Source organism: Pseudomonas khorasanensis, from assembly GCF_014268505.2.
In the GTDB taxonomy this organism is placed as follows: Bacteria; Pseudomonadota; Gammaproteobacteria; order Pseudomonadales; family Pseudomonadaceae; genus Aquipseudomonas; species Aquipseudomonas khorasanensis.
This window is the reverse complement of record NZ_JABWQP020000011.1, coordinates 34,322-59,524: the sequence shown is the minus strand read 5'-3', so window position 1 is coordinate 59,524 and position 25,203 is coordinate 34,322. Positions and strand designations below refer to the sequence as shown.

The window sequence follows — 25,203 nt, the reverse complement described above, 5'->3', positions numbered from 1 at the left end:
TCGTGGGAACGATCAGTGACAGGTCACACAGCCAGCTTGTAGACCAGCGCAGAAATCGCCACAAGACCCACTGCAGCAACGAACACATTCGACGCCTGACCGCGGTAACGCGCCATCGCCGGCACCTTGCGAATCGCATACATCGGCATCAGGAACAGAATCGCGGCAATCACCGGACCACCGATGGTTTCGATCATGCCCAGGATGCTCGGGTTCAGCGTCGCCACGGCCCAGCAGATCACCAGCATGAACGCCGCCACAATACGATCCAGCGTCTTGGCACCTGGACGCTTGCCGCTCTTGACGATCAAGCCTTTGAGGCCTTCGCTGGCACCGATGTAATGCCCGAGGAACGATTTGGAGATCGCGACGAAGGCAATCAACGGCGCGGCGAACGCGATGGTCGGGTTGCTGAAATGGTTGGCCAGGTACGACAGAATCGACAGGTTCTGATCCTTCGCCTGCGCCAGTTGCTCCGGCGACAGCGTCAGCACGCAGCTGAACACGAAGAACAGCACCATCACCACCATCAGCAAATGGGCCCGGCAGAGGATCTGGGAGCTGCGCTCGTCAGCGTTCGCACCGTAGCGACGCTTCTGATCCACTGCAAACGCCGAGATGATCGGCGAATGGTTGAACGAGAACACCATCACCGGAATCGCAAGCCAAAGGGTGTGCAACAGCGCCGACGGCGCCGGCACCTGCGATGCGGTGGCGAGGATGCCGCCGTTCCAATGCGGAATCAGGTATACCGCCAGGAACAGCAGCGCGACGATGAACGGATAGACCATGAGGCTCATCGCCTTGACGATGGCCTGTTCACCGCAACGCACCACGGCCAGCAACCCCAGAATCAGCACGAACGACAGCAGAGCGCGCGGCGGCGGCGCGATGTGCAGTTGGTGTTCAAGGAAACTGGCGACCGTGTTGGTCAGGCCGACGCTGTAAATCAGCAGGATGGGGAAGATTGCGAAGAAGTACAGCAGAGTGATCAGCGCACCGGCCTTGATCCCGAAATGCTGTTCCACCACCTCGGTGATGTCGGCACCTTCGCGGCCGGAGAGCACGAAGCGGGTCAAGCCGCGATGTGCGTAGAACGTCATCGGGAACGCCAGCAGCGCGAGGATCACCAGCGGCCAGAAACCACCGAGTCCTGCATTGATCGGCAGGAACAGGGTACCGGCGCCAATGGCCGTACCGAACAGTCCCAACATCCAGGTGGTGTCCTGGCGATTCCAGCTCGAAAGTTCAGCGGGTGCTGCTGCATCAAAGCGCTGATCAACGCTTTTGGCCTGATCATTCATCCGGTCGGATCTCCGCATTCCGGTCACTTGCCACTCGGTCAGGACGCGTCGAAAAAAACCGACAGACATGCTCCGGCCGAAACAGGGGCGCGATTCTCCGCGATAAATGAGCAGAAGCAAAGACTTAGTGGAGGAATGGTTGTGCGGAGCAGACCAAACAGGCGTCGTTAATGGAAAAATACAGGTCGGTGCTGGATACGCTCCTTGTCGTTTTCGAGCAGGCTTCAGTACCAGGATGATTGGGGCAACGGGATCAGATTGATCGACCGAGGATGAAGCCAAGGCACATGCAGAAGATGCCGAACGCTAGCAGCATCAAGACTGGATACAGATCGCCTCTATGTTTGACGCGCATCCTTTCGACATATTCATCATGCTCGCGCTCCATTTGTTCCATTCTGGCTCTTGCATCATAAATGCTCATGTCTTCCTCCTTTTAAGTGACAGGTCTGGTGATTGCGAAATAACCGACATTCAATGGTTTAGTAACAGTCCCGCTACCGCCACCGTTGCAGTTAAAACCCCGGCCACTACCGCGAGGGGATAGAAATAGGTCTCCCAAGCCAGCTTTTTCTCCTCCGCCAAAAGCTTCCTTCTTTCGGCCACAAGTTTCCGTGATTCATTTTGTAACCTGTCGAGTTCCAGATTTTCCCGATCGTCTTGAAGCATGTGCCTTCCTTGGCTGTTGGCGATAAATGCTCGAGCTGCTTTATGCCCTTTGATAGTTGCGCACTCGTCTCCTGCCGGGTAGCAGACCGCTCCGATGGTTTCGTAGGCAAAATCCGGTATCCCGGTAGGCAGCCTCGTTGCACTCGACAGCTCCTACAGGGTTTCGTATGCAGCGGGGAACTTCGGTGGCACCGGCATTCTTTCTATTTCGCTCAGATGATCTAGCGTGAATGAGTCCCCTGCCCAAGGAAGCTCAGTCCATGCCCCTCGTTCGCCTCGACATCCGACGAAACCCCGACCCCACTTTCGCCAGACGCATCGGCGAATTAATCTACGCCGCCCTGCGCAGCGCCATCGATGTGCCGGAGCACGACAATTTCCAGATCCTCACCGAGCACGACGCTCAGCACCTGATCTACGACCCGCAATACCTGGGCATCCAGCGCAGCGACGGGGTGGTGTTCATCCAGATCACCATCAGCGAAGGCCGCACAGTCGAGAAAAAACAACTGTTGTTCAAAACCATTGCCGAAAGCCTCAACACGCAACTGGCCGTGCGCCTGGAAGATGTGTTCATCAACTTGGTGGAAGTGAAAAAAGAGAACTGGTCATTCGGTAACGGAACCGCTCAGTACGTCACTTGATACCTGCAGAAAAAACGTCGTAGCCGTGTTCTGACGAAGCACTCGCGCGCGCGCCGTTCCAGCTCCTACACTGGCTGGAACGGGGCAGTGCTCTGCCATTGCCAAAGCGCTCTGGAATCAGCACTCTGCTACGACTTTCGCGACCTTACCGCCGCCGATCACAGGAGCCGCGCAATGCCCGCAACCGTTCTGGTACTGGTTGAAACGATCAATGACTATCTGCCTATTCTTGAACACCAGGGGTTTCACCTGATCCTTGCGCCAACACCTGCCGAGCGCGCACAAGCCATCGTCACCCACGGCAGCCGCATCGACGCCGTGCTTACTCGCGGCCCGTTGGGACTGACCGCCGACGAAATCAGCGCCCTGCCCGCCTTGAAAATCATCACGGTGATTGGTGCGGGTTACGAACAGGTCGATCTGCAAGCGGCGAGCAATCGAGGTATCACCGTCACCAACGGCGCCGGAGTCAACGCCTCCTCAGTGGCCGATCATGCGATGGCGTTGCTGCTGGCGTTGGTGCGCGATATTCCCCGTTGCGACGCGGCGGTGCGTCGGGGCGAGTGGCCAAAAATCATGCGCCCATCGCTGGCGGGCAAACGTCTGGGCATTCTCGGGCTGGGCGCGGTGGGCATGGCCATCGCCAAGCGCGCGGAGCTGGGTTTCGATATGCAGATCAGCTATCACAACCGCCAGGTGCGCAGCGACGTGCCTTACACCTTTTGCTCGACACCGACGGACCTGGCCCGCGCCTCGGACTTTTTGATCGTCGCCACGCCAGGCGGCATCGGCACCCAGCATCTGGTGACAAGAGCGGTACTCGATGCACTTGGGCCGAAGGGCTTCATCGTCAATATTGCGCGAGCCAGTGTGATCGCAACGGCAGAATTGATCACCGCGCTTGAACAACGCCGAATCGCCGGTGCCGCGCTGGACGTGTTCGATCACGAACCTGAAGTGCCCGATTCCTTGAAAACCCTCAGCAACATTGTGCTGACTTCGCATGTCGCCGGACTGTCCCCCGAGGCCACGCAAGGGACGGTGGAACTGGTGGGCAAGAACCTCGTGGCTTTCTTCTCTGGGCAACCGGTTTTGACCCCCGTCGCTCTGCCGCCAAAATTCAGCAACCAGCGCGTGCACTGAAGCACGCGCCCAACGGCGGATTATCGCAGTCGGACAAACCGCCCAACTCAGTCTGCACGCCCCTCCGTTACCCATTCCCACAGGTGATTATCCGGCAACACGCTAACCTATAAGACCGGCCCGCGCTTGTGACGACCCGAGCGCGCCATTAGATTAGCCAATGATGTCTGGCCTCCAAAATAAGCAGAAGGGATAAGTATGGCGCTTACTGACCAGTCCACCCGTATCCGCTCCGGCGAAGAACTCGATGCCAGCCTGATCGATCCGTACCTCAAGGCGCACATTCCGGGCCTGACCGGCACTCCGCACATCAGCCAGTTTCCCGGCGGTGCGTCGAACCTGACCTATCTGCTGGAATACCCCGAGCAAGAGTTCGTTCTGCGCCGCCCGCCGTTCGGCCACAAGGCCAAATCCGCCCACGACATGGGCCGCGAATTCCGCATACTCAATCAACTGCGCGACGGTTTTCCGTATTGCCCGAAAGCCTACGTGCACTGCACCGATGAATCGGTCATGGGCGCCGAGTTTTATGTGATGGAACGGGTCAAGGGCATCATCCTGCGTTCGGAACTGCCACCGAAACTGGGCCTCGACTCAACGAACACCGAGGCCCTGTGCAAGAGCTTCATCGACCGTTTCGTCGAACTGCACCGGGTCGATTACAACGCCTGCGGCCTTGGTGATCTGGGCAAGCCCGAAGGCTACGTCGCGCGGCAGATCAAAGGCTGGAGCGAGCGCTACGAGAAAGCGTTGACCCCGGATGCCCCGCACTGGGAAGCGGTGAAGGCCTGGCTTCACGACAAGATGCCGGCCGACCACCCAACGTCGAGCATCGTCCACAACGATTATCGCTTCGACAACGTCATCCTCGACCCGGACAACCCGATGCAGATCATCGGCGTGCTCGACTGGGAACTGACCACCCTCGGCGACCCGCTGATGGACCTGGGCAACAGCCTCGCCTACTGGATCGAGGCCGGCGACCCGGCGCCCGTGCAACTGATGCGTCGCCAGCCGAGCCACGCGCCGGGCATGCTCACTCGCCGCGAATTCGTCGATTACTACGCCGAGCGCTCGGGCATCCGCATCGACAACTTCGATTTTTACTACACCTACGGCCTGTTTCGCCTGGCCGGCATCGTGCAGCAGATTTACTACCGCTTCTACCATGGACAGACCCAGGACAAACGCTTCGCGCAGTTCATTCACATGAACAAACTGCTGGAGCAGATGAGCCTGCAGGTCATTCAGAAATCCAGCCTCTGATCCAGGCCCCCAACAAGACTTTTCACAAGGGAATCCCATGTCCAAGACTCAGTTGTTCGACCTCGACGGCAAAATCGCTTTCGTCTCCGGCGCCAGCCGTGGCATCGGTGAAGCCATTGCCAAACTGCTGGCCCAGCAAGGTGCTCATGTCATCGTTTCGAGCCGCAAACTCGAAGGCTGCCAGCACGTCGCGGATGCAATCACCGCCGCCGGTGGCAAAGCCACTGCCGTGGCGTGCCACATCGGTGAAATGGATCAGATCAGCCAGGTGTTCGCCGGGATCAAGGAACAATTCGGCCGCCTCGACATTCTGGTCAACAACGCCGCGACCAACCCGCAATTCTGCAACGTGCTGGACACCGACCTCGGTGCGTTCCAGAAGACCGTCGACGTGAACATTCGCGGCTACTTCTTCATGTCAGTCGAAGCTGGCAAGTTGATGCGCGAAAACGGTGGCGGCAGCATTATTAACGTCGCCTCGATCAACGGCATCTCGCCGGGGATCTTCCAGGGCATTTATTCGGTGACCAAAGCAGCGGTCATCAACATGACCAAAGTCTTCGCCAAGGAATGCGCGCAATTCGGCATCCGCTGCAACGCCCTGCTGCCGGGCCTGACCGACACCAAATTCGCTTCGGCGCTTGTGAAGAACGATGCGATATTGAAACAGGCCCTGACGCAGATACCCCTCAAGCGTGTGGCCGACCCGAGCGAAATGGCCGGCGCGGTCTTGTACCTGGCCAGCGACGCGTCGAGCTACACCACCGGGGTAGCGCTGAATGTGGACGGTGGTTTCCTGTCCTGATCTGCGCCGAAGATAACCGGCGTGAGCCTGCTCGCCAACGCGCTGTGTCATTGATATGAATATCGACTGACACTGCGTCTTCGCGAGCAGGCTCGCTCCCACAGGATCGGTGCATGGTTCCGTGTTTCGTGCAGCCGGGTAATCACCAGCCTTATTGCGTGATGCAACGGGTGGTCGTGATTTGGCGCGTCACTTGCCCATCCACATACATATCCCCAACAACCTCAGTATTTTCCAACACCTCGCACCGACGTTCCGGCGGTGGCGGCGGCGCGACAGGCGCAGGGGGCGGCGGACTGGCGCAACCCGCCAACAGCACGGCGAAAAAAACCAACGGCAACACGCGCTTCCCAAGATGATTCATAGGACGACCCGCGGTAAATGGAAGACAACCTCCCGCAACCGAACCGACCACGGAAGACCTGACCACTCATTCTTTATAGCTGAGCACGTTGTTAGCGCCAGTGGATTGGGCTGATTGGATGGTTGGGGCTGTCGTTGCGTTCATACAAACGCCCAACCCCGCAGCGAAGAAACCCCAAGCCTAAGCGAGCGGGCCGAACGTCAGGGCAAAGCCTTTTGGGTTACCTTTTCGGCGTTTGGAAAAGGTGACTCGCCGTTAGGGCGAAACCACCCGCCGCAGCACCGCAAAAACGGATATTCACCCAAAACCCCAAGAGCATGGCCGGCCCAAAGGCCGCCAAGACCAAAGCCCCCTAGGCCAAATCCTGATCCCGCGACGATCGCAAGGAATTGCTGTCAAGCTCGTACCGCAACTCTCCAATCAACGCATCGACCGATTCCTGCGTACGCAAAGAGCCCAGATCAAGCCCGCTGATCACCAGATCCACCTGCCCCGAACCCGCGTGATACAACTTTACCGTCAGAGAGTGATCTCCATCCACCGAGCATTCACAAGCCAGCGGCGCAAAACTGCGCTCAAGTTCGATGCGCAACTGCGCAAGATTCATCATGGACATGGTTCCTATAGCTGTTTCGAAGGGGCGCGATCGCAAGACCCGATTGGCTTGCACCACACCCCACCAGCCTAAGAACACCCGGCCCTCTCCAGAACACGAATTTGCACCCCCGCAACTAGTGCATTTGCACCTTCAGCGCTGTCCCTTGGCTCCCCACTCTCCCGAGAACAAACCACGTTCACGTGCCCAGACGATCGCCTCGCTGCGGCTATGCACGTCGAGTTTTGAATACACCGTGGCCACATGGTTACGCACGGTGTTGGGCGCCAGTTTCAGCCGCGCGGCAATCTCCTTGTCCGCCAGGCCTTCGCAGATCAACCCCAACACATCCCGCTCGCGGGCCGTCAGGTCGGTGAACGACGCACTGGGCAGTTGCGGCGAATTGATCTTCTTCACGTTGGCCAGCTTCTCGATCAAGGTCCGGCTGAACCACGAGGCGTCCTTCATCACCTCTTCAATCGCCGCGACCAGCTCAAGCTCAGTGCGCTTGCGTTCGGTCATGTCCATCAACACCAGCAAATAACATGACGTGTCATGAATGTTCACGGTGTCGGCCGAAACCGCGCATTCCAGCAATTGCTCATCCTTCTTGCGCACCGGAACGTCGACCCGATCGACGCGCCCGTTTTTCGCCAGAGCCGACAACAACCGCGTGCGTGCGCCGTCATCGTTGATAAAGCTCAGCTGCGTCACGGTTTTGCCCAGCACGTCATCGCTGTCGTAGGCCAGGGTTTCGAGAAACGCCTGGTTGACGTCGATCACTTCCTGCTTGTCGGCGGTACAGATCAGAATGGGCACAGGCGTCAGGCGAAACGCCTTGGCAAAACGCTCCTCGCTCTGGCGCAGCGCCACTTCAACCCTGCGCCGCGGCTCCATGTCGACGAAGGAAAACAGCATGCAATTTTGGTCGTTGAGCAGCAGCGGTTGCCCGGCGACGATCACTTGCTTGCTGCCACCGCCGGGCAGGCGCAGTTCCGCCTGCATCTGCGGAATGGTCGCGACGTCGCGCAAGCGCTGGACGGCCAGGTCCCGCTGCTCAGCGTGCTCGAAGATGTCAATTTCATAAGCCGAGGTGCCGATGACCTGCTCGCGGGTGTAGCCGGTCATCTCCAGGAAGCCCGGATTGACCTTGATGTAACGCAAGTCGCTGAGACGGCAGATCACTGCGGGCGCAGGGTTGGCGTTGAAGGTCTTTTCGAAGCGCAGCTCGGCATTGGCCCAATCCGTCACGTCGCTCATGATCAACACCAGCGACTCGGGCTGCCCGACGCGGTCGGTCAGGATCATGCTGCTCACTTTGTGCACCCAAGTGCGCTCCGGGTCGTCCACCGGCGAGGCTTCGATGAGCAGATCACTGAACGCCTCGCTGCGCGCCACACGGCTGATCGGGTAGTTTTCCGGCGGCAACACATGGTTATTGCGGTAGCGCAGGACGAAACGCCTGGCGTACTCGTCCGCGTTGGTGCCCAGATCACCGATGGTGCTGACCCCATGCATGGCCAGCGCCGCTTCATTGGCCCAGAGAATGCTTTTATCGAGCTCCAGCAGAATCACCCCGTCCGACAGCCCGGCGATGATCTGCTGCAACTGGCGACGGTTGGTTTCGGTGGTCAGGACTTCCTGGCTCATTGGATCTCCACACTGTGATGCGGCAAGGTGAAGTGTACGACCGCAGCGGCGCGCGATCGTGCGACGACTCAAAATCAGCAAAAAACCTGTGCAAGCGAGCTTGTTCGCGAAGGCTAAGTGTCAGTCAACGCAGGGGTTGAATGACACACCGCCGTCGCGAGCAAGCCCGCTTTTACAGGTTTTTGTTCGGTCAAAATCCGGGGGTTTTCAATTCACGCAACGTATCGAGAAACAACTGTAGCACCGGCGAAGCATCGTCCGCCCGGTAAGTGACGTACAGCGGCACTTGCGGCAACGCCGGCGTCAGATGTCGAAACACCAGCCCCGCCGGGGCCAGTTGCTCGATCGATGCCGGCAACAGGGCCACACCAAACCCGGCACGCACCAGACTGAGCAAGGTCTGCACTTCGATCACCTGCTGGCGGATCTGTGGCGTGAACCCGGCCTGGATGCAGCATTGATAAAGGAAACCGGCGAATCGTGACTGTTTCAGCTCCAGCGCGACAAACGGCTCATGGGCCAGATCGGCCGGGGCCAGCACCTTGCGCGCGGCCAGAGGATGGTCCGCCGGCATCACCACATGAATCGGTTCGTAGATCAGCAGCTCGTTGCGCAGCTGCGGATCGTCGTAACCGACGCGAAACACGCACGCGTCGATGCGTTTTTCTTTCAGCGCCTTGACCTGCGCCGCCGGGGTCATCTCATGCAAACGCCAGGCGACCTGCGGGTAACGCTCGCGAAACAGATGCAATGCCTTGGGCAACACCCCCACCATCACCGAACTGATCATGCCGATCTCCAGCTCGCCGAGTTGCCCGCGCCCGGTCTGACGGGTCAGATCCAGTGCCCGCTCAAGTTGCTCGAACACCAGCGGCGCCTGCTCCTTGAGCATCTGCCCGGCTGCCGTCAGCTCGACTCGATGATGGCTGCGCTCGAACAGCGGCGTGCCGAGTTCTTCTTCCAGCAAACGAATCTGTTGACTCAGGGGCGGCTGACAGATGTGCAGCCGTTCGGCAGCCCGACCGAAATGCAGTTCATCGGCCAGCGCCAAGAAATACCGTAGCAGGCGCAAGTCCATGGCATTTAACCCAGCTTCAATGGCGTCGAGCGCTGGCGCACGCCGGTCAGTGCGAACAGTGCGTTGGCGATAGCCGGCACCACCGATGGACTGCCCAGCTCACCAACGCCACCGGGTTTGCCTGGCTCGCCATCGAGTACGACGATATCGGTGGCCGGCATGTCGGACATACGCGCAACGCGATAGTCATGGAAGTTGCTCTGCACCACCCTGCCCTGTTTGATGTCGAGCCGATCAAACAACGCATGCCCCAGGCCCCACATCAGGCCGCCATAGATCTGTTCTTCAACACCACCGGGCGATACCGCCAGACCGCAATCGACCACGCAGGTGAGCTTTTCGACTTTGGGCTTGCCATCGACCGTCGCGACTCGCGCAACTACAGCGATAAAACTGCTATAGCCCTGGTTCGTGGCGATTCCCAAGGCTGATCCCGGCGGTAACGGCTGGCCCCATCCGGCTCGCTCGGCAGCCTGTTTGAGCACGGCCACATGCCTGGGTCGCTCCTGCATGTTGGCGAGGCGAAAGGCCAACGGATCTTCACCGGCGGCGTGGGCCAGTTCATCCATGAAACTCTCTACCGCAAACACATTGGGAATGAAGCTGACTGAACGGTACCAGCCGCTGGGCACGTTGCTTTCGTGCTTGACCCAGTTCAGGTCAAGGTGTGGCGCACGGTAAGCGAAGTCCCATGCGGTGATCGCTTCGGTGGTGCTGTAATCCATGTGATCGGGGCGCTCGAAGTAACCCGGTTCCCACTGCTCCGGCGACGCTGGCGATACCGCATGCAACTGCAACGCGGTGAGTCGGCCTTGGGCGTCCAGCGCACCCTTGATCCGATTGAGGGTGGCCGGGTGATAAAACAGCGCCTGCATTTCATCTTCGCGACTGTTGAGCAGCTTCACCGGCACGCCGGTTTTCTGCGCCAGGTACGCGACTTCGAACAACCAGTACTTGGCTTCCCGCGCCCCAAAACTGCCACCGGAAACCAGCTCATGAATAGTCACGCCGGCCTTGTCCAGGCCACACACTTTTTGCGCCGCTTCCAGTGCCGACGACGGTACCTGCACGCCGCCCCAGTAGGTGATTGATACGTCTGAAACCTGTGCGGTGATGCAGATCGGTTCCAGCGGATTTTGCACTTTATAGGGCATGGTGTAGTCGGCTTCGATCAGCGTTGCCGCTTGCGCCCATTGCGCGCTGACGTTGCCCTGGGTCATGGTTTTGACCACCTGTGCCTTCGGGTCGCCGATGGCCTGGGCCTGAGCGCTGAACAACTGTTCACTGTCGAACCCGGCCAGCGGCGAATCGCTCCATTTGACCTTCAACACCTGACGCCCTTGCTGCGCGGCCCAGAAGGTGTCTGCCAGCACCGCGACCCCCTCCAGATTGCCGCCGAGCACATCGGGCCGCCCCGGAATCGCCAGCACTTTGCGCACCCCCGACACTTGCAGTGCGGCGGTCGAATCAATACTCAGCAGTTTCGATCCCACCACCGGCGCACGCTGGATCACGGCCACCAGCATGTCGGGCAATTGCACGTCGATGCTGTACTGAAAAGCCCCGCACACCTTGGCCGCCGCATCGCGTTTGTGCCGCAGCTTGCCGATGTATTTGAACTGCGCCGGATCCTTCAGAGTGACCTTTGTCGGAGCCGGCAACTGCGCCGCCACGCCGACCAGTTCGCCGTAACCGAAACTGCGCTTGCTTGACGCATGCACCACCCGACCGTCCTCGGTGGTGCAACTGTCGGCGTCGACTTTCCACTGCTGCGCCGCCGCCGTGATCAATAGCACCCGCGCGGTGGCGCCGGCCATGCGCAGGCGATCGTATTCCAGGGAAACACTGGTGCTGCCACCCGTAGAGAAGACCTTCCAGACCGGATGGATGTAGGTCTGGAAAAACGGATCTTCGGGAGTGATGACCTGCACGGTCATCGGATCGACGTAGAGTTCTTCGGCCACGCACGCAGCCAGTGCCGTTTGGGTACCGGTGCCGGAATCGTGCTTGTGCACCACCAGTTTCACCGTGCCGTCGGGCAGCACCCGCACCCAGGCATTGGGTTCGAACCCGGTGGCCGATGCCGGGGTTTTCGGATCGGCGGCGGCCATGCCGCCCGGCAAGTAGAAGGCAATCGCCAGGCCCGAAGCGACAGTTGCCGCCTGCTTGAGAAATTCCCGGCGCGGCAGTTCGATACGGGTGTTGTCGATGAGGCTCATCACGCCTCCTTCGGCGCATTCGCCGCGCGCTTGATGGCCTTGTTGATACGCCCGTAAGTGCCGCAGCGGCAGATATTCCCGGACATCGCATTACGGATCGAATCATCTGTGATCGCCGCACCGGTATTGAGCAGCGCCGCCGCGGACATGATCTGCCCTGATTGACAGTAACCGCATTGCGGCACATCTTCGGCAACCCAGGCCACTTGCAGCGGATGGCTGTGTGTCGGCGACAGCCCTTCGATGGTGGTAATGCCATGGCCCGCGACGGCCGCCAGTGGCACCTGGCAGGATCGCACCGCTACACCGTCCAGGTGCACGGTGCATGCGCCGCACAGGCCCATGCCGCAACCGAATTTGGTGCCGGTGAGTTTCAATTGGTCACGCAGTACCCATAACAAGGGCATGGAGGGGGACGCCTCATCCAGCTCGCGTCGTTCGCCGTTAACCGTGAATGCAATCATTGTCAGGCTCCAAAAGAGCGGCCCGTCTATGCGCAGGCCTGGTCGCCGATTATTGGAAACCACGGCAATCCCCGGCCAGCGACGATTTCTGCCAACCGCTGTAAGCAGGACTAACAACAATGTACAAACGATACCCGTCGGTGCAGTCCATGAGCGCATTTATCCATGCGGCGCGCAGCGGCAGTTTTTCCAGCGCGGCACGCAAGCTCGACCTGACCCACAGTGCGATCAGCCAGCAGATCCGCGCGCTGGAGGATTTCATCGGCCAGCCGCTGTTCGTACGTGAAGGCGGCGGCAGCAATCTGACGGATGCCGGGCAGTTGTTTGCCAGCGTGCTATCGGATGGCCTGGCGCAGATTGATCGCGCATTGTCATCGGTGAAGAACCGCAGCGTGGCGCAACGCCTGACGCTGGATGTCGACAGTGAGCTGGCGCAGAGCTGGCTCAATCCGCGCTTGCCGCAGTTGCTGGAGCAGTTGCCCGATTACGAAGTGACGCTGCTGTCGATGCCGCGCAGTGATCGCAGCACATTCGAGCGCGTGGATCTGGCGTTGCGCTACGGGTATGGCGATTGGGATGACTGCGAAATGACGCAGATCTGTGGCGATCGGGTGTTGGCGGTGGCTTCGCCGGATCTGCTGGAGCGCTATGGTTTGCAGTTGCCCTTGAGCCCGACGCAGATCCTCGAATTGCCGTTGCTGGGGTACACGCGGCGCTCGTGGATTCCGTGGCTGGACGCCGCCGCAATGGCACCGATCGAGCCTGCCGCGCGGGTGATTTTTGATAATGCGGCGAATCTGATCGCGGCGGCTGAGGCCGGTGTTGGCGCGGGACTGGTGCGCGGATTGCTGGCCGCCGATGCATTGCGCAGCGGACGGTTGGTGGCGTTGAACGAAGCGCAGATCGCGGCGCATTACAACCTTTACGCCGTCTGGCCGCATGGCCAGGCCGAGCGGGTAGCGCCGGTGGTTGAGGCGATCAAACAGTTGGCTTTGCAAACACAACACTGATGCCTTCGCGAGCAGGCTCGCTCCCACATTGCAATGCGTATTCTTGTGGGAGCGAACCTGCTCGCGAAGAGGCCGCAACGATCACCACAAAACCGGAACCATATCGAACAAGTATCACCACCGCGCCCAATTAATATTGTACGAACCCTCCGCCCCTTTCCAATACTCGACCTCAGCAGCCACCCACCCGGGCCGGATGCGAACAGGCGAGGGAATGCGCGTGTCTTGCGCATAGAAACGGCCGATTGCCCGGGAGGTGGATGCCGAGAGCCGCACGGCTCCCTTCCCCGCTATCAGGAGATCAACTGCAATGATCATCGATATCAGCTGCTATCCCACCGACCTGGTGGACCTCGCCTGGAGGCATGACGGTGACCCGTTCACCGGCGAGCGTCTGCTGGAGATGATGGATGGCCCGTACATGGTCAACGGCAAACCTCGCCGCATCGACAAAGCCTTCATCCAGCCGCCCCAGGGCAACACGATTTACACCTGGACCGACGGTGACCTCAGCGGCCGCGAATCCATCGACGCCTACATGGCCTACACCCTGAAAATGGTTCAGACCTACCCGGACCGGTTCATCGGCTGCTTCGTCTACAACCCGCGCTGCGGCGTGGAAAACGGCGTCGAGGCCATCGAGCGCTACGTCAAGGAACACGGTTTCAAGATGGTGCAGATGCAGGCCAACATGCACGCCTACCGGCCTGACCGCGCACTGGACTGGGTGCGCCCATGCTTCGAGAAATGCGCCGAGCTCGGCATCCCGGTCAAGCTGCACACCGGCGACGGGCCGTACAGCATTCCTTCGGAATGGGTGCCAATGATCAAGGAATTCCCCAACGTCGACTTCATCATGGCCCACTTCGGTGTGCAGACCGGCGGGGTGTACGTGTTCGAACCGATGCAATGGGCGATGGAGTTGCCTAACGTCTATTGCGAATCCGGCTGGTGCCTGCAATCGCGGATCGTGGAGTTCGCCAAGGTCCTGCCGACGCACAAAATTCTCTTCGGCACCGACACGCCGCCGAACGAACCGGGCATGTGGCTGCGTCTGCTTGAGGTGCTCTGCCACGAGCCGCCGCAGGGGCTTAACCTCGACGAAGACACCCTCGAAGAGTATCTGGGCAACAACACCGCGCGGATGATTGGCCTCGAGCCGACCCCGCCACCGCGTTCCGTTTGCGAAGCTGAGGCGCAACTCAAGCGTCCCTTCACTGCGCAACTGGCCAGGAGCTGAAGCGATGATTATCGACACCCACCTGCATCCCACCAACCTGGTCGACGAGGCCTGGCGCCACACCGGCGAACCGTTCACCGGCGAGCGCATGCTCAAGTTGATGGACGGGCCCTACATGATCAACGGTAAACCACGCCGTATCGACATGGGTTTCATCCAGCCACCACCGGGCAACACCGGCTATCGCGATGGCAATCGTCGGGGCCGCGAGGGCGTGCGCGACTACATGTCCTACGTTGCCGAACTCTGCGTGAAATACCCGGATCGCTTCATCGGCAACTTCAATTTCAATCCGCGCTGGGGACCGGAAAACGGTGCGGCGGAGCTGGAATTCCACATCAAGGAATACGGTTTCAAAATGCTCAAGCTGCACGCCAACATGCACGGTTATCGCCCGGATCGGGCGCTCGACTGGCTGCGCCCGGCGATGAAGGTTTGCGCCAAATACAACATCGTCGTGCTGATCCACACTGGCGATGGTCCGTACACGATTCCGACGATGTTCTACCCGATCATTCGCGAGTTCCCGATGGTCAATTTCATCATCGGCCACTTCGGTATCCAGACCGGTGGCAACTACTCCTTCGAAGCGTTCTGGATGGCCATGGACACGCCGAACGTTTACTGCGAGTCCGGTTGGTGCTTCCAGTCGCGGATCGTCGAATTTGCCAAGGAACTGCCGCGCAACAAGATCGTGTTCGGCACCGATTCGCCGCCGAACGAACCCGGCATGTGGTTGCGCGAACTGGAGGTGTTGTGCTCGCCGGCGCCGCAGGGGTTGGGCATTGACGAGGATCATCTCGAGGACTATCTGGGCAACAACATCGCCCGGTTGTGCGGGATCGAACCGACGCCACCGCCCAAGGATCTGGTCGAGGCCGATATTCGCCTGACCACGACCTACCTCTAACGGGTAGAAATGCTGCCTCTCTGTGGCGAGGGAGCTTGCTCGCGTCGGGTGGCGAAGCCGCCTCGTAAAAATAATGTCTGCTACGCAGTCCAGCGCAAGCAAGCTCCCTCGCCACAAGGATTCGCAAACAGAGCACACAGCGACTTTACAGGCACGAAGATGATCCGGCGCTCGTTCGACCGGCAGGCCAACGGCTGGCCCCGCGAGCGCCTCTCACCCCTGCGTGCCTGCTTTTTACGAGGTGAAACCATGACCCGTTCGACGCTCGGCGATTCTCAGGACTTTCACGTATTCATTGACGCCTATCGCCGTGAATTTCCGGACGATGTGCTGACCGTCACTGACAAAATTTCCGCCGATCAGGACGTCACCGCCCTGGTCGATGCCCTCGCCGCCCAGGGCCGCGATCCGCTGTTGATCTGCGACAACGTCGGCAGTCTCGGCGTGCCGGTGGCGACCAATCTTTTTGCGTCCCGCATTCGCATTGCACGGCTGTTCGGCGTCACGCCGGCGCAACTGCACGAAACTTTCCAGACCCGCGCCAACCAGCCGATTGCGCCGCGTTACGTGGAAACCGGCCCGATCCTGGATGAAGTGTTCGAAGGCGAAACGCTGGACCTGGCGCTGCTGCCGATGCTCAAGCACTTCGACAGCGACCGTGGGCCGTACATCACCAACGCGATCATCATTGCCGAAGACCCGGTGACCGGCATCGCCAACATGAGCTATCACCGCTCGATGCGCCATGCCCGCCAGGCGCTCGCCACCAGCCTGCATTCGCGCGGGCATCTGTGGCGAATGCTGCAAACCGCCCGCGAGCGTGGCGAAGAATTGCGCGTGGCGATGGTGGTGGGGGCGCATCCATTGTTCATGCTCGCCGCCGCTGCCCGCCTGCCCTATGGCAGCGATGAACGCGCCGTTGCCGGCGGGTTGTTCGGCGCGCCGCTGGAACTGGTCAAAACGCCCCGCTACGGCATCGGCGTTCCGGCCTTTGCCGAGTTCGTGCTTGAAGGGGCGATCGACCCGACCGCTTATGCCGAGGAAGGTCCGTTCGGCGAGTTCAGCGGCTATTCCTCGGACCGCTCGACCAACAACGTGCTGCGCGTGGATACCTTGCTGCGGCGCAAGGACGCCTGGCTGGTTGACGTCATGGGCGGACGTTACGCCGAACACCTGACCCTCGCCCGCCTGCCCCGTGAAGCGGAGATGAGCGAGAAGCTCAAGGCGCGCTTCCCTGCCGTCACCGGCGTGCATTACCCCAATTCCGGCACGCACTTTCACTGTTACGTGGCGCTGGACCAAAGTCGCGATGGCGAAGCGCGACAGATCATGCTGGCCCTGCTCGGCTGGGATCCGTACCTGAAAACCGTGATCGCGGTGGACAGCGACATCGACATCAACGACGACAGCCAGGTGCTGTGGGCGCTGGCCACGCACTTTCAGCCGCATCTGGATATTTTCACCATCGATGGCTTGCCGGGCAGTCCGCTCGATCCGTCGTCCTCGGTCAACGGCACCACGTCACGGATGGGCCTGGACGCTACACGCGGTTCGGGTTTCGACGGGATCAAGGCGCAGCTCGATCAGCAGGTGCTCGAACGCGCCAGGCAGGTGATCAAAGGCCTGCAGTCGTGAGTCGCCAAAGGATTGTGGTCGGCATCAGCGGCGCGTCCGGGTTCGTCTACGGCGTGCGCCTGCTGCAATTACTCGGCGAACTGGACATCGAAAGCCACCTGATCATCAGCCGCGCCGCCCTGCTGACCATGGCCCACGAAACCGACTACAAACTCGCCGACGTCACCGCGCTGGCGAGCCATTACCACCGCGCCGATGACGTCGCCGCCGGGATTGCCAGCGGCTCGTTTCGCTGCCTCGGGATGGTGGTGGCGCCGTGTTCGATGCGCACACTGGCGGAGATTGCCACGGGCGCGTCATCGGGACTGATCGGTCGCGCCGCCGACGTGACACTCAAGGAACGTCGCACACTGGTGCTGATGGCCCGCGAAACGCCGCTGACCCTCGCTCATCTGCGCAACATGACCGCCGTGACCGAGATGGGCGCCATCGTCGCCCCGCCTGTGCCGGCATTTTACGCGCGCCCTGAAAACCTTGCGCAAATGGTCGACCACAGCCTCGGCCGGGTACTCGACCTGTTTGGCCTCGACGCCGGCACCGCGCGACGCTGGCGAGAACACACGCAAGCCTGTGGGAGCGAGCCTGCTCGCGATGGCGGTCTGTCATTCAGCAATGGTGGTGGTTGAACCACCGCATTCGCGGGCACGCCCGCTCCCACCTTGATCGCACTCCGACAAAAACGTCAGTAAGGAGCTCCAGATGAACACGCCCTTCAACGCGCCCACCCGAAACAACAAAATCCCCGTGACCATCCTCACCGGCTTTCTCGGTGCCGGCAAAACCACGCTGCTCAATTACATCCTCAAAGAGAACCATGGGCGCAAGATCGCCGTGATCGAAAACGAGTTCGGCGAAGTCGGCATCGACGGCGATCTGGTGCTCAGCTCCGAAACCGAAGAAATCTACGAGATGGTCAACGGCTGCGTGTGCTGCACCGCCGAAGTGCGCGAGGATCTGGTGCGTATCGTCCGGGAGCTGGTGGCGCGGCCAGTGCGCCTCGATCACATCCTCATCGAGACCAGTGGCCTGGCCGACCCTTACCCGGTGGCGCAGAGTTTCTTCATCAATGATCCGATTGCCGAAGAAGTCGAACTCGACGCGATCGTGACCATGGTTGACGCCAAACACATCCTCCAGCACCTGGAAGATCTGCAGCTCGATGGCGTCGACAATCAGGCCGTGGATCAGATTGTCTGCGCCGACCGCATCGTCATCAACAAGGTCGATCTGGTCAGCGCTGAGGCTGTGGAAATCCTGCGCCGCAAGATTCGCGGCTTGAACGCCACCGCCGATCTCGTGACCTCGACGCATGCACAGATCGACCTGACGAAAATCCTAGGTATCGGTGCCTTCGAGTGCACGCAGAAGCTGATGGAAATCGGCGCTGACCTCGAGCATCACGAACACCACGATCATCACGAGCACCCCGTTGACGAGCTGGATCACCAACACGATCCGAGCGTGTCGTCGGTGGGCATCGCTGTGGACGGCGCGGTGAATCTGGTCGCGTTTCACCGCTGGATCAGCGAGCTGCGCGCCTCCCAGGCCAACAACCTCTACCGCATGAAAGGCGTGCTGGCGGTGGCAAACGAAGACCAGCGCTATGTGCTGCAAGGCGTGCACAGCCTGGTGGAATTCCGCGCCTCGACCGCGTGGGGCACGGAGCCCCGCTCGAGCAAGATTGTGTTCATCGGCCGCGACCTGGATCGTGCGGCGCTGAACCAGGGCTTCGCCGCCTGCCTAGCAGGCTGAAACAGGCAACGGAGCCGGTGGATGGCGGCTTCGCAGCACGAATGACTGGAACCAATCAATTGGTGGTAACACCCTGTGGCGAGGGAGCTTGCTCCCGCTGGGGCGCAAAGCGGCCCCTGAAAAGCATCGGACTGCTGCGCAGTCCGGCGGGAGCAAGCTCCCTCGCCACAGGTTCTTTACCATGGCATCAGTCAATTGATTGGCATCAGACGAATACCCCTCTCTACCGCACAAAAACAGCCAGAGGTGTTTCCCATGTCGTCAGCCACATCCTCATCGCAAACCGCCTCCACCGTGCATCCCGTCGACCGGATTCTGTCGGTACGCCAGATGCTGACCCTCGGCCTGCAACACATGGCCGTCTCGTACATCGGCGCCATCGCCGTGCCGTTGATTGTCGCCAGTGCCCTGAAAATGTCCCACGCCGAGACGGTGGTGCTGATCAGCACCACCCTGTTTTGCTCCGGCATCGCCACGCTGCTGCAAACCGTCGGTTTCTGGAAATTCGGCGTGCGCCTGCCGATCCTGCAGGGCGTTGCATTCAGCAGCGTCGGCCCGGTGATCGCCATTGGCAGTAACCCGGAGGTAGGCTTTGCCGGAGTCTGTGGGGCGGTGATCGGCGCGGGGATCTTCACCATGTTGGTGGCGCCCTTCGTCGGTCGATTGCGGCGGTTTTTTCCACCCGTGGTGACGGGGTGCATCGTCACGGTGATCGGCCTGCAATTGTTCCCCATCGCCTACGAATGGGTGGGTGGCGGACGCAACGCAAGCAACTTTGGCGCGCCGGCATTTCTCGGCGTGGCAGTGGTGGTGTTGCTGACCATCCTGCTGGTCAATCGCTACGGCAGCCCGATGCTGCGCAACATGGCAGTGCTGGTCGGCATGCTGGTCGGCGGCGGGCTGGCTTACGGTCTGGGCATGGGCAGTTTTCACAGCGTCGAAGAAGCCCCGTGGCTGACCGTGCCTTACCCGTTTTACTTCGGCCTGCCGACCTTCAGCCTGATCCCCATCGCAACCATGGTGGTGGTGATGATCGTGCAAATGGTCGAGTCGATGGGGCTGTTCGTGGCCATCGGCGACATCGTCGAAAAACCGGTGGAGGACAAACAGGTGATCAACGGGCTGCGCGCCAACGGCCTGGCCAGCACCATCGCCGGGATGTTTGCCGCGTTTCCTTTTATTGCCTTTATGGAAAACGTTGGTCTGGTGATTCTCACCGGCGTGCGCAGTCGTTGGGTGGTGGCGGTCAGCGGCTTGCTGATGTGCTCGGTTGCCCTGGTGCCAAAGGCTGGCGCGATCATCGCTTCCATGCCGACCGCCGCCCTCGGTGGCGCCGGCATTGCCATGTTCGGCGTGGTGGCGGCGGCGGGAATCCAGACCCTGTCCAAGGTCGATTACGAACGCAATCGCTACAACGTGCTGATTGTCGGTTTCACCCTCGCCGCCGCGCTGGTGCCGGTGCTCGCGCCGACGTTGTTCAAACAACTGCCCGAGTGGTCGCAGCCGTTCCTGCACAGCAGCGTGGTCATCGCGTGCCTGGTGTCGGTGCTGCTCAACGCCGCGCTCAATGGCGTCAGCGTGCCGCAAACCACCGCCGGCAAGTCCGCCTCGCACATCCTTTGACTGGAGCCTGCCCATGACTCAATTTCAGAACATCCTGATCAAACACCCGGTGGCCGTAATGACCGGCCGGCGCGGCCCGCGTGCCCGGGCCGGCGCCGTGGACATTCGTGTGGTCAACGGACGCATTGCCGAAATGGCCGCCAACCTGCAAGCGCTGCCCGGCGAACGGGTGATAGACGCGCGCCACTGCGTTGTCTATCCGGGCTGGATCAACACCCACCATCACTTGTTCCAGAACCTGCTCAAAGCCGTGCCCGAAGGTCTGAATCAGGACCTGCAAGGCTGGTTGGCCAGCGTGCCCTACCCGCGTTTGAACCGTTTCACCCCGCAGTTGGCGCGGATCGCGGCACGGCTGGGCATGGTTGAATTATTGTTGTCCGGCGTGACCACCTGCGCCGATCACCATTACCTCTATCACGCCCAAGGCAGCACCGAGACCGGCGACCTGCTCTTCGACATGGCCGAAGAATTCGGCCTGCGCTTCGTGCTCTGCCGCGGCGGCGCGCTGGAGTCCGCCAGCGCCCATCCGGGCTTCTCGAAAACCGCGCTGCAACCGGAAAGCCTCGAGCAGATGGTCGGCGATATCGAGCGCTTGAAATCGCGCTATCACCAGGACACACCGGACGCGATGCGCAGGGTGGTAGTCGCGCCGACAACCCCGACTTTTTCACTGCCGCCGACGCTACTGCGCGAACTCGCGCAAACAGCTCGCGGTCTGGGCCTGCGCCTGCACACGCACTTGTCGGAGACGCAGAACTACATCAATTTCTGCCGCGACAAGTACAACTGCCTGCCGGTGGAATTTGTCGCCGAACACGAATGGCTCGGCCCCGACGTCTGGTTCGCCCACGCCGTGCACCTGCAACACGGTGAAATCCGCATGCTCGCGCAAACCGGTACTGGCATCTCCCACTGCCCGGTCAGCAACGCGCGGCTGGGCAGCGGCGTCGCGCCAGTGCCGCAAATGTACGAGGCTGGCGTGCCGATCTCGCTGGGCGTGGATGGCGTAGCCTCCAACGAATCCGGAAGCATGGTCGGCGAAGCCAACACCGCATGGCTGATCCACCGCGCCGAGCAAGGCGCGTCGGCAACCACCGCTGAAGACGTCATTCATTGGGGCACGGCAGGCGGCGCGCAGGTTCTGGGCCTTGGCGCGGTTGGCACGCTGGAAGTCGGTCAGGCGGCGGATCTGGTGATCTACAGCCTCGATCATCCACGCTTCTTCGGTTTCCACGACAGCGCCGTCGCGCCGGTGGTTGCGGGTGAGCCGATCACGGTGAAATACAGTCTGGTGAGTGGCAGAGTTGTGGTCGATAACGGCGTGATTCCGGGACTCGACATCGAACGCATGCGCGCCGAGGCGTGGGAAGGTGTGCAGCAGCTGATGAATGTTGACGACTGATCCAATCCCACCCCGAAACCCCTGTGGGAACACGCTGGCTCTCACAGGGTTTCAGGGTTTTTAAAGGAGTTTCTCTCAGGCCGCGCGCTGCCCGGCTGCCACCGCCGCCGAAGCCGCCAGCATCGCCCGCAACAACACCGCGCACCCCGCCGCCAGATCGTCCGGTGCTGCGTTCTCGATTTCGTTGTGGCTGATACCGCCCTCGCAGGGCACGAAGATCATCCCCGCCGGGCCGAGTTCGGCGACGAAAATGGCGTCATGCCCCGCGCCACTGACGATGTCCATGTGCGACAGACCCAGGCCTTTTGCCGCGCCGCGCACCGCTTCCACGCAGCCCTTGTCAAAGTACAGCGGCGGAAAGTCCGCTGTCGGGGTCAGCTCGTAGGTGAGACCGTGTTCTTCGCAGGTGGCCTCGATGATGTGTTTCACTTCGGCGATCATCGAATCCAGCCGAGCCGGTTCCAGGTGCCGGAAATCGAGGGTCATGCGCACTTCGCCCGGAATCACATTGCGCGACCCCGGATAGGCTTGCAGGCAGCCAACCGTGCCGCAGGCGTGGGGCTGGTGGCCGAGGGCGGCGCGGTTGACGGCGCCGACGATCACCGAGGCGCCGACCAGAGCGTCCTTGCGCAAGTGCATCGGCGTTGGGCCGGCGTGGGCCTCAACGCCACGCAACTTGAGGTCGAACCACTTTTGCCCGAGTGCGCCAAGGACAACGCCGATGGTCTTGGCTTCGTCCTCAAGGATCGGGCCTTGTTCGATGTGCGCTTCAAAATAAGCGCCGACTTTATGGCCGCTGACCTCACGCGAGCCAGCGTAGCCGATGGCATTGAGGGCTTCGCCTACGGTAACGCCCTCGGCATCGACCTTGGCCAGGGTTTCCTCCAGGGTAAACTTCTCGGCGAATACGCCGGAGCCCATCATGCACGGGGCAAAGCGCGAGCCTTCTTCGTTGGTCCAGACCACCACTTCCAGCGGCGCTTCGGTTTCCACGCCGAGGTCGTTGAGGGTGCGCAGCACTTCGACGCCGGCGAGCACGCCGAAGCAGCCGTCGAACTTGCCACCAGTGGGCTGGGTGTCGATGTGGCTGCCGGTCATCACGGGAGCAAGGTTCGGGTTGCGGCCGGCGCGACGGGCGAAAATATTGCCGACCGCATCGATCGTGACGCTGCAACCGGCGTCCTTGCACCACTGCACGAACAGGTCGCGGGCCTGGCGGTCGAGGTCGGTGAGGGCCAGGCGACAGACGCCACCCTTGACTGTGGCGCCGAGTTTGGCGAGTTCCATGAGCGATGCCCACAGGCGATCGCGGTTGATGTGCTGATGGCTCGATTGCAGAACGTCTACGGCTGCGTTCATGGGGATCTCCTCAGTGCTGATGCCGATAGTGCCCATGCGCTGCGTGGGCATTCATCCATGGACGCATTGCGTCCGCTGTTGGGACGCGGAGCGTCCAGGGCTGCATTCCCACGCAGAGCGTGGGAACGATCAGTTTGTGGGTCGCTGTCCGGCCATCTTCGCGAGCCTGCTCGCGAAGAGGCCAGCATTCACACCGCCGATTTCACGACCGAAGGCTGCGCGCGCATCACGCATAACCCGTAATAAATCACCCCGCCCAGTGCCGAGCCGGTGAACCAGCCGTAGCTGTAGAACCAGCTGAATGCATCGCTGCCCAACGACAGCAAGGTCAACACCACCGGTACGCCGAACGCGACAAAACCTGCCCAGTTCCATGCCGGATAGATGTCATCGCGGTACAGCCCGGCCAGGTCGAGTCGCTGTTTCTTGATCAGGAAATAATCCACCACCATGATCCCGGCAATGGGGCCGAGCAGGCTGGAATAGCCGAGCAGCCAGTTCGAGTACACCGTCTCCAGACTGATATCGGAAACGATCAGCCCGAGCTTTTTCAATAGCTCATGGGCCATCAGCACCAGCCCCACCACCCCGGTCAGCAACACGGCTTTGGTGCGGTTGATGACCTTGGGCGCGATGTTCTGGAAGTCGTTGGTCGGCGAGACAATATTCGCTGCGGTGTTGGTCGACAATGTGGCGACGATGATGAGCGCCATGGCCAGCGCCACCCACACCGGACTCTGAATATGGCCGATCAGCGTGACCGGATCGGACACGGTGACGCCGACCAGTTTCACCGACGCGGCAGTCATCACCACGCCCAGTGCGGCAAACAGGAACATGGTCAGCGGCAGGCCGAATATCTGCCCCAGAATCTGGTCTTTCTGGCTCTTGGCGTAGCGACTGAAGTCGGGAATGTTCAACGACAGCGTGGCCCAGAAACCGACCATCGCCGTCAGCCCCGCCGCGAAGTAACTGACCACGCTGGCGCCTTCAGGACGTTTCGGCGGGATCGCCAGCAACTCGGTCATCGACACATTGGGCATCGCCCACACCAGCAAGCCGATACCGACCGCCACCAGCAGCGGCGCGGACAGGGTTTCCAGCCATTTGATCGACTCGGCACCGCGAATCACCACCCACAGATTCAGCGCCCAGAACACCATGAAACCGATCACCTCACCTGTGCCGCCAAGGGACTTCCAGCCCTCGAACACCGAGCCGAGAAACAGGTGAATCGCCAGACCGCCAAACATCGTTTGAATGCCAAACCAGCCACACGCCACCAGCGCGCGAATCAGGCACGGCACGTTGGAACCGAGAATACCGAACGAGGAGCGCAGCAGCACCGGAAATGGAATGCCGTATTTGGTGCCCGGAAACGCATTGAGCGTCAGCGGAACCAGGACGATGACGTTGGCAAACAGAATCGCCAGCAGCGCTTCGCCGACGCTGAGACCGAAATACGCCGTCAGCACACCGCCAAGGGTGTAAGTCGGCACGCAAATCGACATGCCGACCCACAGCGCAGTGATATGCCATTTGTTCCAGGTGCGTTCGCGCACCTTGGTCGGCGCCATGTCGTGGTTGTAACGCGGACTGTCGAGGACGTCGCTGCCGGCTTCAAGCTCAAACAAGCCGTCGCGCTCGGTCACTTGCGATCTGATCTGTTGCATGGCCGCTCCACTGTTCTTCTGATTATTTTTTGCTCATCAGGCGACTGGCGCACTACGCGCAAGCCGGACGATGGCCGGAGGAACTGACAACTTTCATGCACCGGCCATGGTGTCAGCGGCGGCATCAATAAGCGTGCCGGGTACCTCGCTTGACGCTTGATCGGTGTTGTAAACGCTGTGCAACTTTCTGATATTCATCAGTTTTAATTATTTATTCGAAGAGCCCTCAAAAACATGTCTGAACGCTCAGGCTAAACGCCCGCCAAGTTAGCGCAAGTGTCAGGACCCAAACGGGTGCATCGCATTTATTTTCTAGTTAGGGCAAGCAACCACAGCTCAACTTCAAGCGGCTGATTTCACATAGGAAATCTTGCTCATATTTCCATCCTGTCAAGTGC

22 protein-coding genes are annotated in these 25,203 nt (G+C 60.6%); 12 read left to right on the top strand and 10 right to left on the bottom strand.

Features of this window, described 5'->3' with window-relative positions; all coding sequences use genetic code 11:
• Window positions 1-23 precede the first annotated feature (23 nt).
• The 3 genes from HU727_RS20155 to HU727_RS20145 all read right to left on the bottom strand — a co-directional run bounded on the left by HU727_RS20155 (window position 24) and on the right by HU727_RS20145 (window position 1,973).
• Window positions 24-1,304, bottom strand: coding sequence for an HAAAP family serine/threonine permease (locus HU727_RS20155; RefSeq protein ID WP_186533371.1), 1,281 nt, complete (start codon window positions 1,302-1,304; stop codon window positions 24-26).
• A 253-nt stretch (window positions 1,305-1,557) separates the two neighbouring features.
• On the bottom strand, window positions 1,558-1,728 hold the full coding sequence (locus HU727_RS20150) for a hypothetical protein (protein ID WP_186533372.1): 171 nt from the start codon (window positions 1,726-1,728) through the stop codon (window positions 1,558-1,560).
• Window positions 1,729-1,778: 50 nt separating this feature from the next.
• Window positions 1,779-1,973 (bottom strand): hypothetical protein, encoded by a 195-nt coding sequence (locus tag HU727_RS20145; protein ID WP_186533373.1) that lies wholly within the window; start codon window positions 1,971-1,973, stop codon window positions 1,779-1,781.
• 260 nt (window positions 1,974-2,233) lie between these two features.
• On the opposite strand from HU727_RS20145, the gene HU727_RS20140 reads away from it, so the two are divergent.
• The 4 genes from HU727_RS20140 (at window position 2,234) to HU727_RS20125 (ending at window position 5,831) form a co-directional block, all read left to right on the top strand.
• On the top strand, window positions 2,234-2,617 hold the full coding sequence (locus HU727_RS20140; RefSeq protein ID WP_186533374.1) for a tautomerase family protein: 384 nt from the start codon (window positions 2,234-2,236) through the stop codon (window positions 2,615-2,617).
• Between the two features lie 174 nt (window positions 2,618-2,791).
• Complete coding sequence (locus HU727_RS20135; RefSeq protein ID WP_186533375.1) at window positions 2,792-3,760, top strand: 2-hydroxyacid dehydrogenase; 969 nt, start codon at window positions 2,792-2,794, stop codon at window positions 3,758-3,760.
• A gap of 198 nt (window positions 3,761-3,958) precedes the next feature.
• Window positions 3,959-5,026: a phosphotransferase family protein gene (locus tag HU727_RS20130; protein WP_186533376.1), complete on the top strand. Its 1,068-nt coding sequence runs from the start codon at window positions 3,959-3,961 to the stop codon at window positions 5,024-5,026.
• A 37-nt stretch (window positions 5,027-5,063) separates the two neighbouring features.
• Window positions 5,064-5,831: an SDR family oxidoreductase gene (locus HU727_RS20125; RefSeq protein ID WP_186533377.1), complete on the top strand. Its 768-nt coding sequence runs from the start codon at window positions 5,064-5,066 to the stop codon at window positions 5,829-5,831.
• Between the two features lie 716 nt (window positions 5,832-6,547).
• Here HU727_RS20125 and HU727_RS20120 read toward each other — a convergent pair.
• The 5 genes from HU727_RS20120 to HU727_RS20100 all read right to left on the bottom strand — a co-directional run bounded on the left by HU727_RS20120 (window position 6,548) and on the right by HU727_RS20100 (window position 12,201).
• A complete protein-coding gene (locus HU727_RS20120; RefSeq protein ID WP_186533378.1) occupies window positions 6,548-6,805 on the bottom strand; it encodes a DUF1652 domain-containing protein in 258 nt (85 codons plus the stop codon).
• A gap of 138 nt (window positions 6,806-6,943) precedes the next feature.
• The gene (locus HU727_RS20115; RefSeq protein WP_186533379.1) at window positions 6,944-8,440 is read right to left on the bottom strand and encodes a helix-turn-helix transcriptional regulator; all 1,497 of its coding nucleotides are present in this window, start codon (window positions 8,438-8,440) and stop codon (window positions 6,944-6,946) included.
• Window positions 8,441-8,630: 190 nt separating this feature from the next.
• Window positions 8,631-9,518: a LysR substrate-binding domain-containing protein gene (locus HU727_RS20110; RefSeq protein ID WP_186533380.1), complete on the bottom strand. Its 888-nt coding sequence runs from the start codon at window positions 9,516-9,518 to the stop codon at window positions 8,631-8,633.
• Between the two features lie 5 nt (window positions 9,519-9,523).
• Complete coding sequence (locus HU727_RS20105) at window positions 9,524-11,737, bottom strand: xanthine dehydrogenase family protein molybdopterin-binding subunit (RefSeq protein ID WP_186533381.1); 2,214 nt, start codon at window positions 11,735-11,737, stop codon at window positions 9,524-9,526.
• Window positions 11,737-12,201, bottom strand: a complete 465-nt coding sequence (locus HU727_RS20100) for a (2Fe-2S)-binding protein (RefSeq protein ID WP_186533382.1) — start codon at window positions 12,199-12,201, stop codon at window positions 11,737-11,739. The genes HU727_RS20105 and HU727_RS20100 overlap by 1 nt, the downstream gene beginning before the upstream one ends.
• A gap of 119 nt (window positions 12,202-12,320) precedes the next feature.
• Between HU727_RS20100 and HU727_RS20095 the strand changes: the two genes are divergently transcribed.
• From HU727_RS20095 to HU727_RS20060, 8 genes are all read left to right on the top strand, one after another.
• The gene (locus tag HU727_RS20095) at window positions 12,321-13,211 is read left to right on the top strand and encodes a LysR substrate-binding domain-containing protein (RefSeq protein ID WP_186533383.1); all 891 of its coding nucleotides are present in this window, start codon (window positions 12,321-12,323) and stop codon (window positions 13,209-13,211) included.
• 310 nt (window positions 13,212-13,521) lie between these two features.
• Complete coding sequence (locus HU727_RS20090; RefSeq protein WP_186533384.1) at window positions 13,522-14,451, top strand: amidohydrolase family protein; 930 nt, start codon at window positions 13,522-13,524, stop codon at window positions 14,449-14,451.
• 4 nt (window positions 14,452-14,455) lie between these two features.
• Window positions 14,456-15,361, top strand: coding sequence for an amidohydrolase family protein (locus HU727_RS20085; RefSeq protein WP_003224037.1), 906 nt, complete (start codon window positions 14,456-14,458; stop codon window positions 15,359-15,361).
• Between the two features lie 249 nt (window positions 15,362-15,610).
• Window positions 15,611-16,996 (top strand): UbiD family decarboxylase, encoded by a 1,386-nt coding sequence (locus HU727_RS20080; RefSeq protein ID WP_186533385.1) that lies wholly within the window; start codon window positions 15,611-15,613, stop codon window positions 16,994-16,996.
• Window positions 16,993-17,622, top strand: a complete 630-nt coding sequence (locus HU727_RS20075; RefSeq protein WP_186533386.1) for a UbiX family flavin prenyltransferase — start codon at window positions 16,993-16,995, stop codon at window positions 17,620-17,622. Before HU727_RS20080 ends, HU727_RS20075 begins: the two co-directional genes overlap by 4 nt.
• 73 nt (window positions 17,623-17,695) lie before the next feature.
• Entirely contained in the window at window positions 17,696-18,748 is a 1,053-nt protein-coding gene (locus HU727_RS20070) for a CobW family GTP-binding protein (RefSeq protein ID WP_186533387.1), read from the top strand.
• A 255-nt stretch (window positions 18,749-19,003) separates the two neighbouring features.
• A complete protein-coding gene (locus HU727_RS20065; protein ID WP_186533388.1) occupies window positions 19,004-20,371 on the top strand; it encodes a nucleobase:cation symporter-2 family protein in 1,368 nt (455 codons plus the stop codon).
• A gap of 13 nt (window positions 20,372-20,384) precedes the next feature.
• Window positions 20,385-21,773 (top strand): amidohydrolase family protein, encoded by a 1,389-nt coding sequence (locus HU727_RS20060; RefSeq protein ID WP_186533389.1) that lies wholly within the window; start codon window positions 20,385-20,387, stop codon window positions 21,771-21,773.
• A gap of 75 nt (window positions 21,774-21,848) precedes the next feature.
• Here HU727_RS20060 and HU727_RS20055 read toward each other — a convergent pair whose 3' ends face one another.
• Together HU727_RS20055 and HU727_RS20050 are read right to left on the bottom strand one after the other, a co-directional pair.
• Complete coding sequence (locus HU727_RS20055) at window positions 21,849-23,132, bottom strand: Zn-dependent hydrolase (protein ID WP_186533390.1); 1,284 nt, start codon at window positions 23,130-23,132, stop codon at window positions 21,849-21,851.
• Between the two features lie 188 nt (window positions 23,133-23,320).
• Window positions 23,321-24,805, bottom strand: coding sequence for an NCS1 family nucleobase:cation symporter-1 (locus HU727_RS20050; RefSeq protein WP_186533391.1), 1,485 nt, complete (start codon window positions 24,803-24,805; stop codon window positions 23,321-23,323).
• Window positions 24,806-25,203 lie beyond the last annotated feature (398 nt).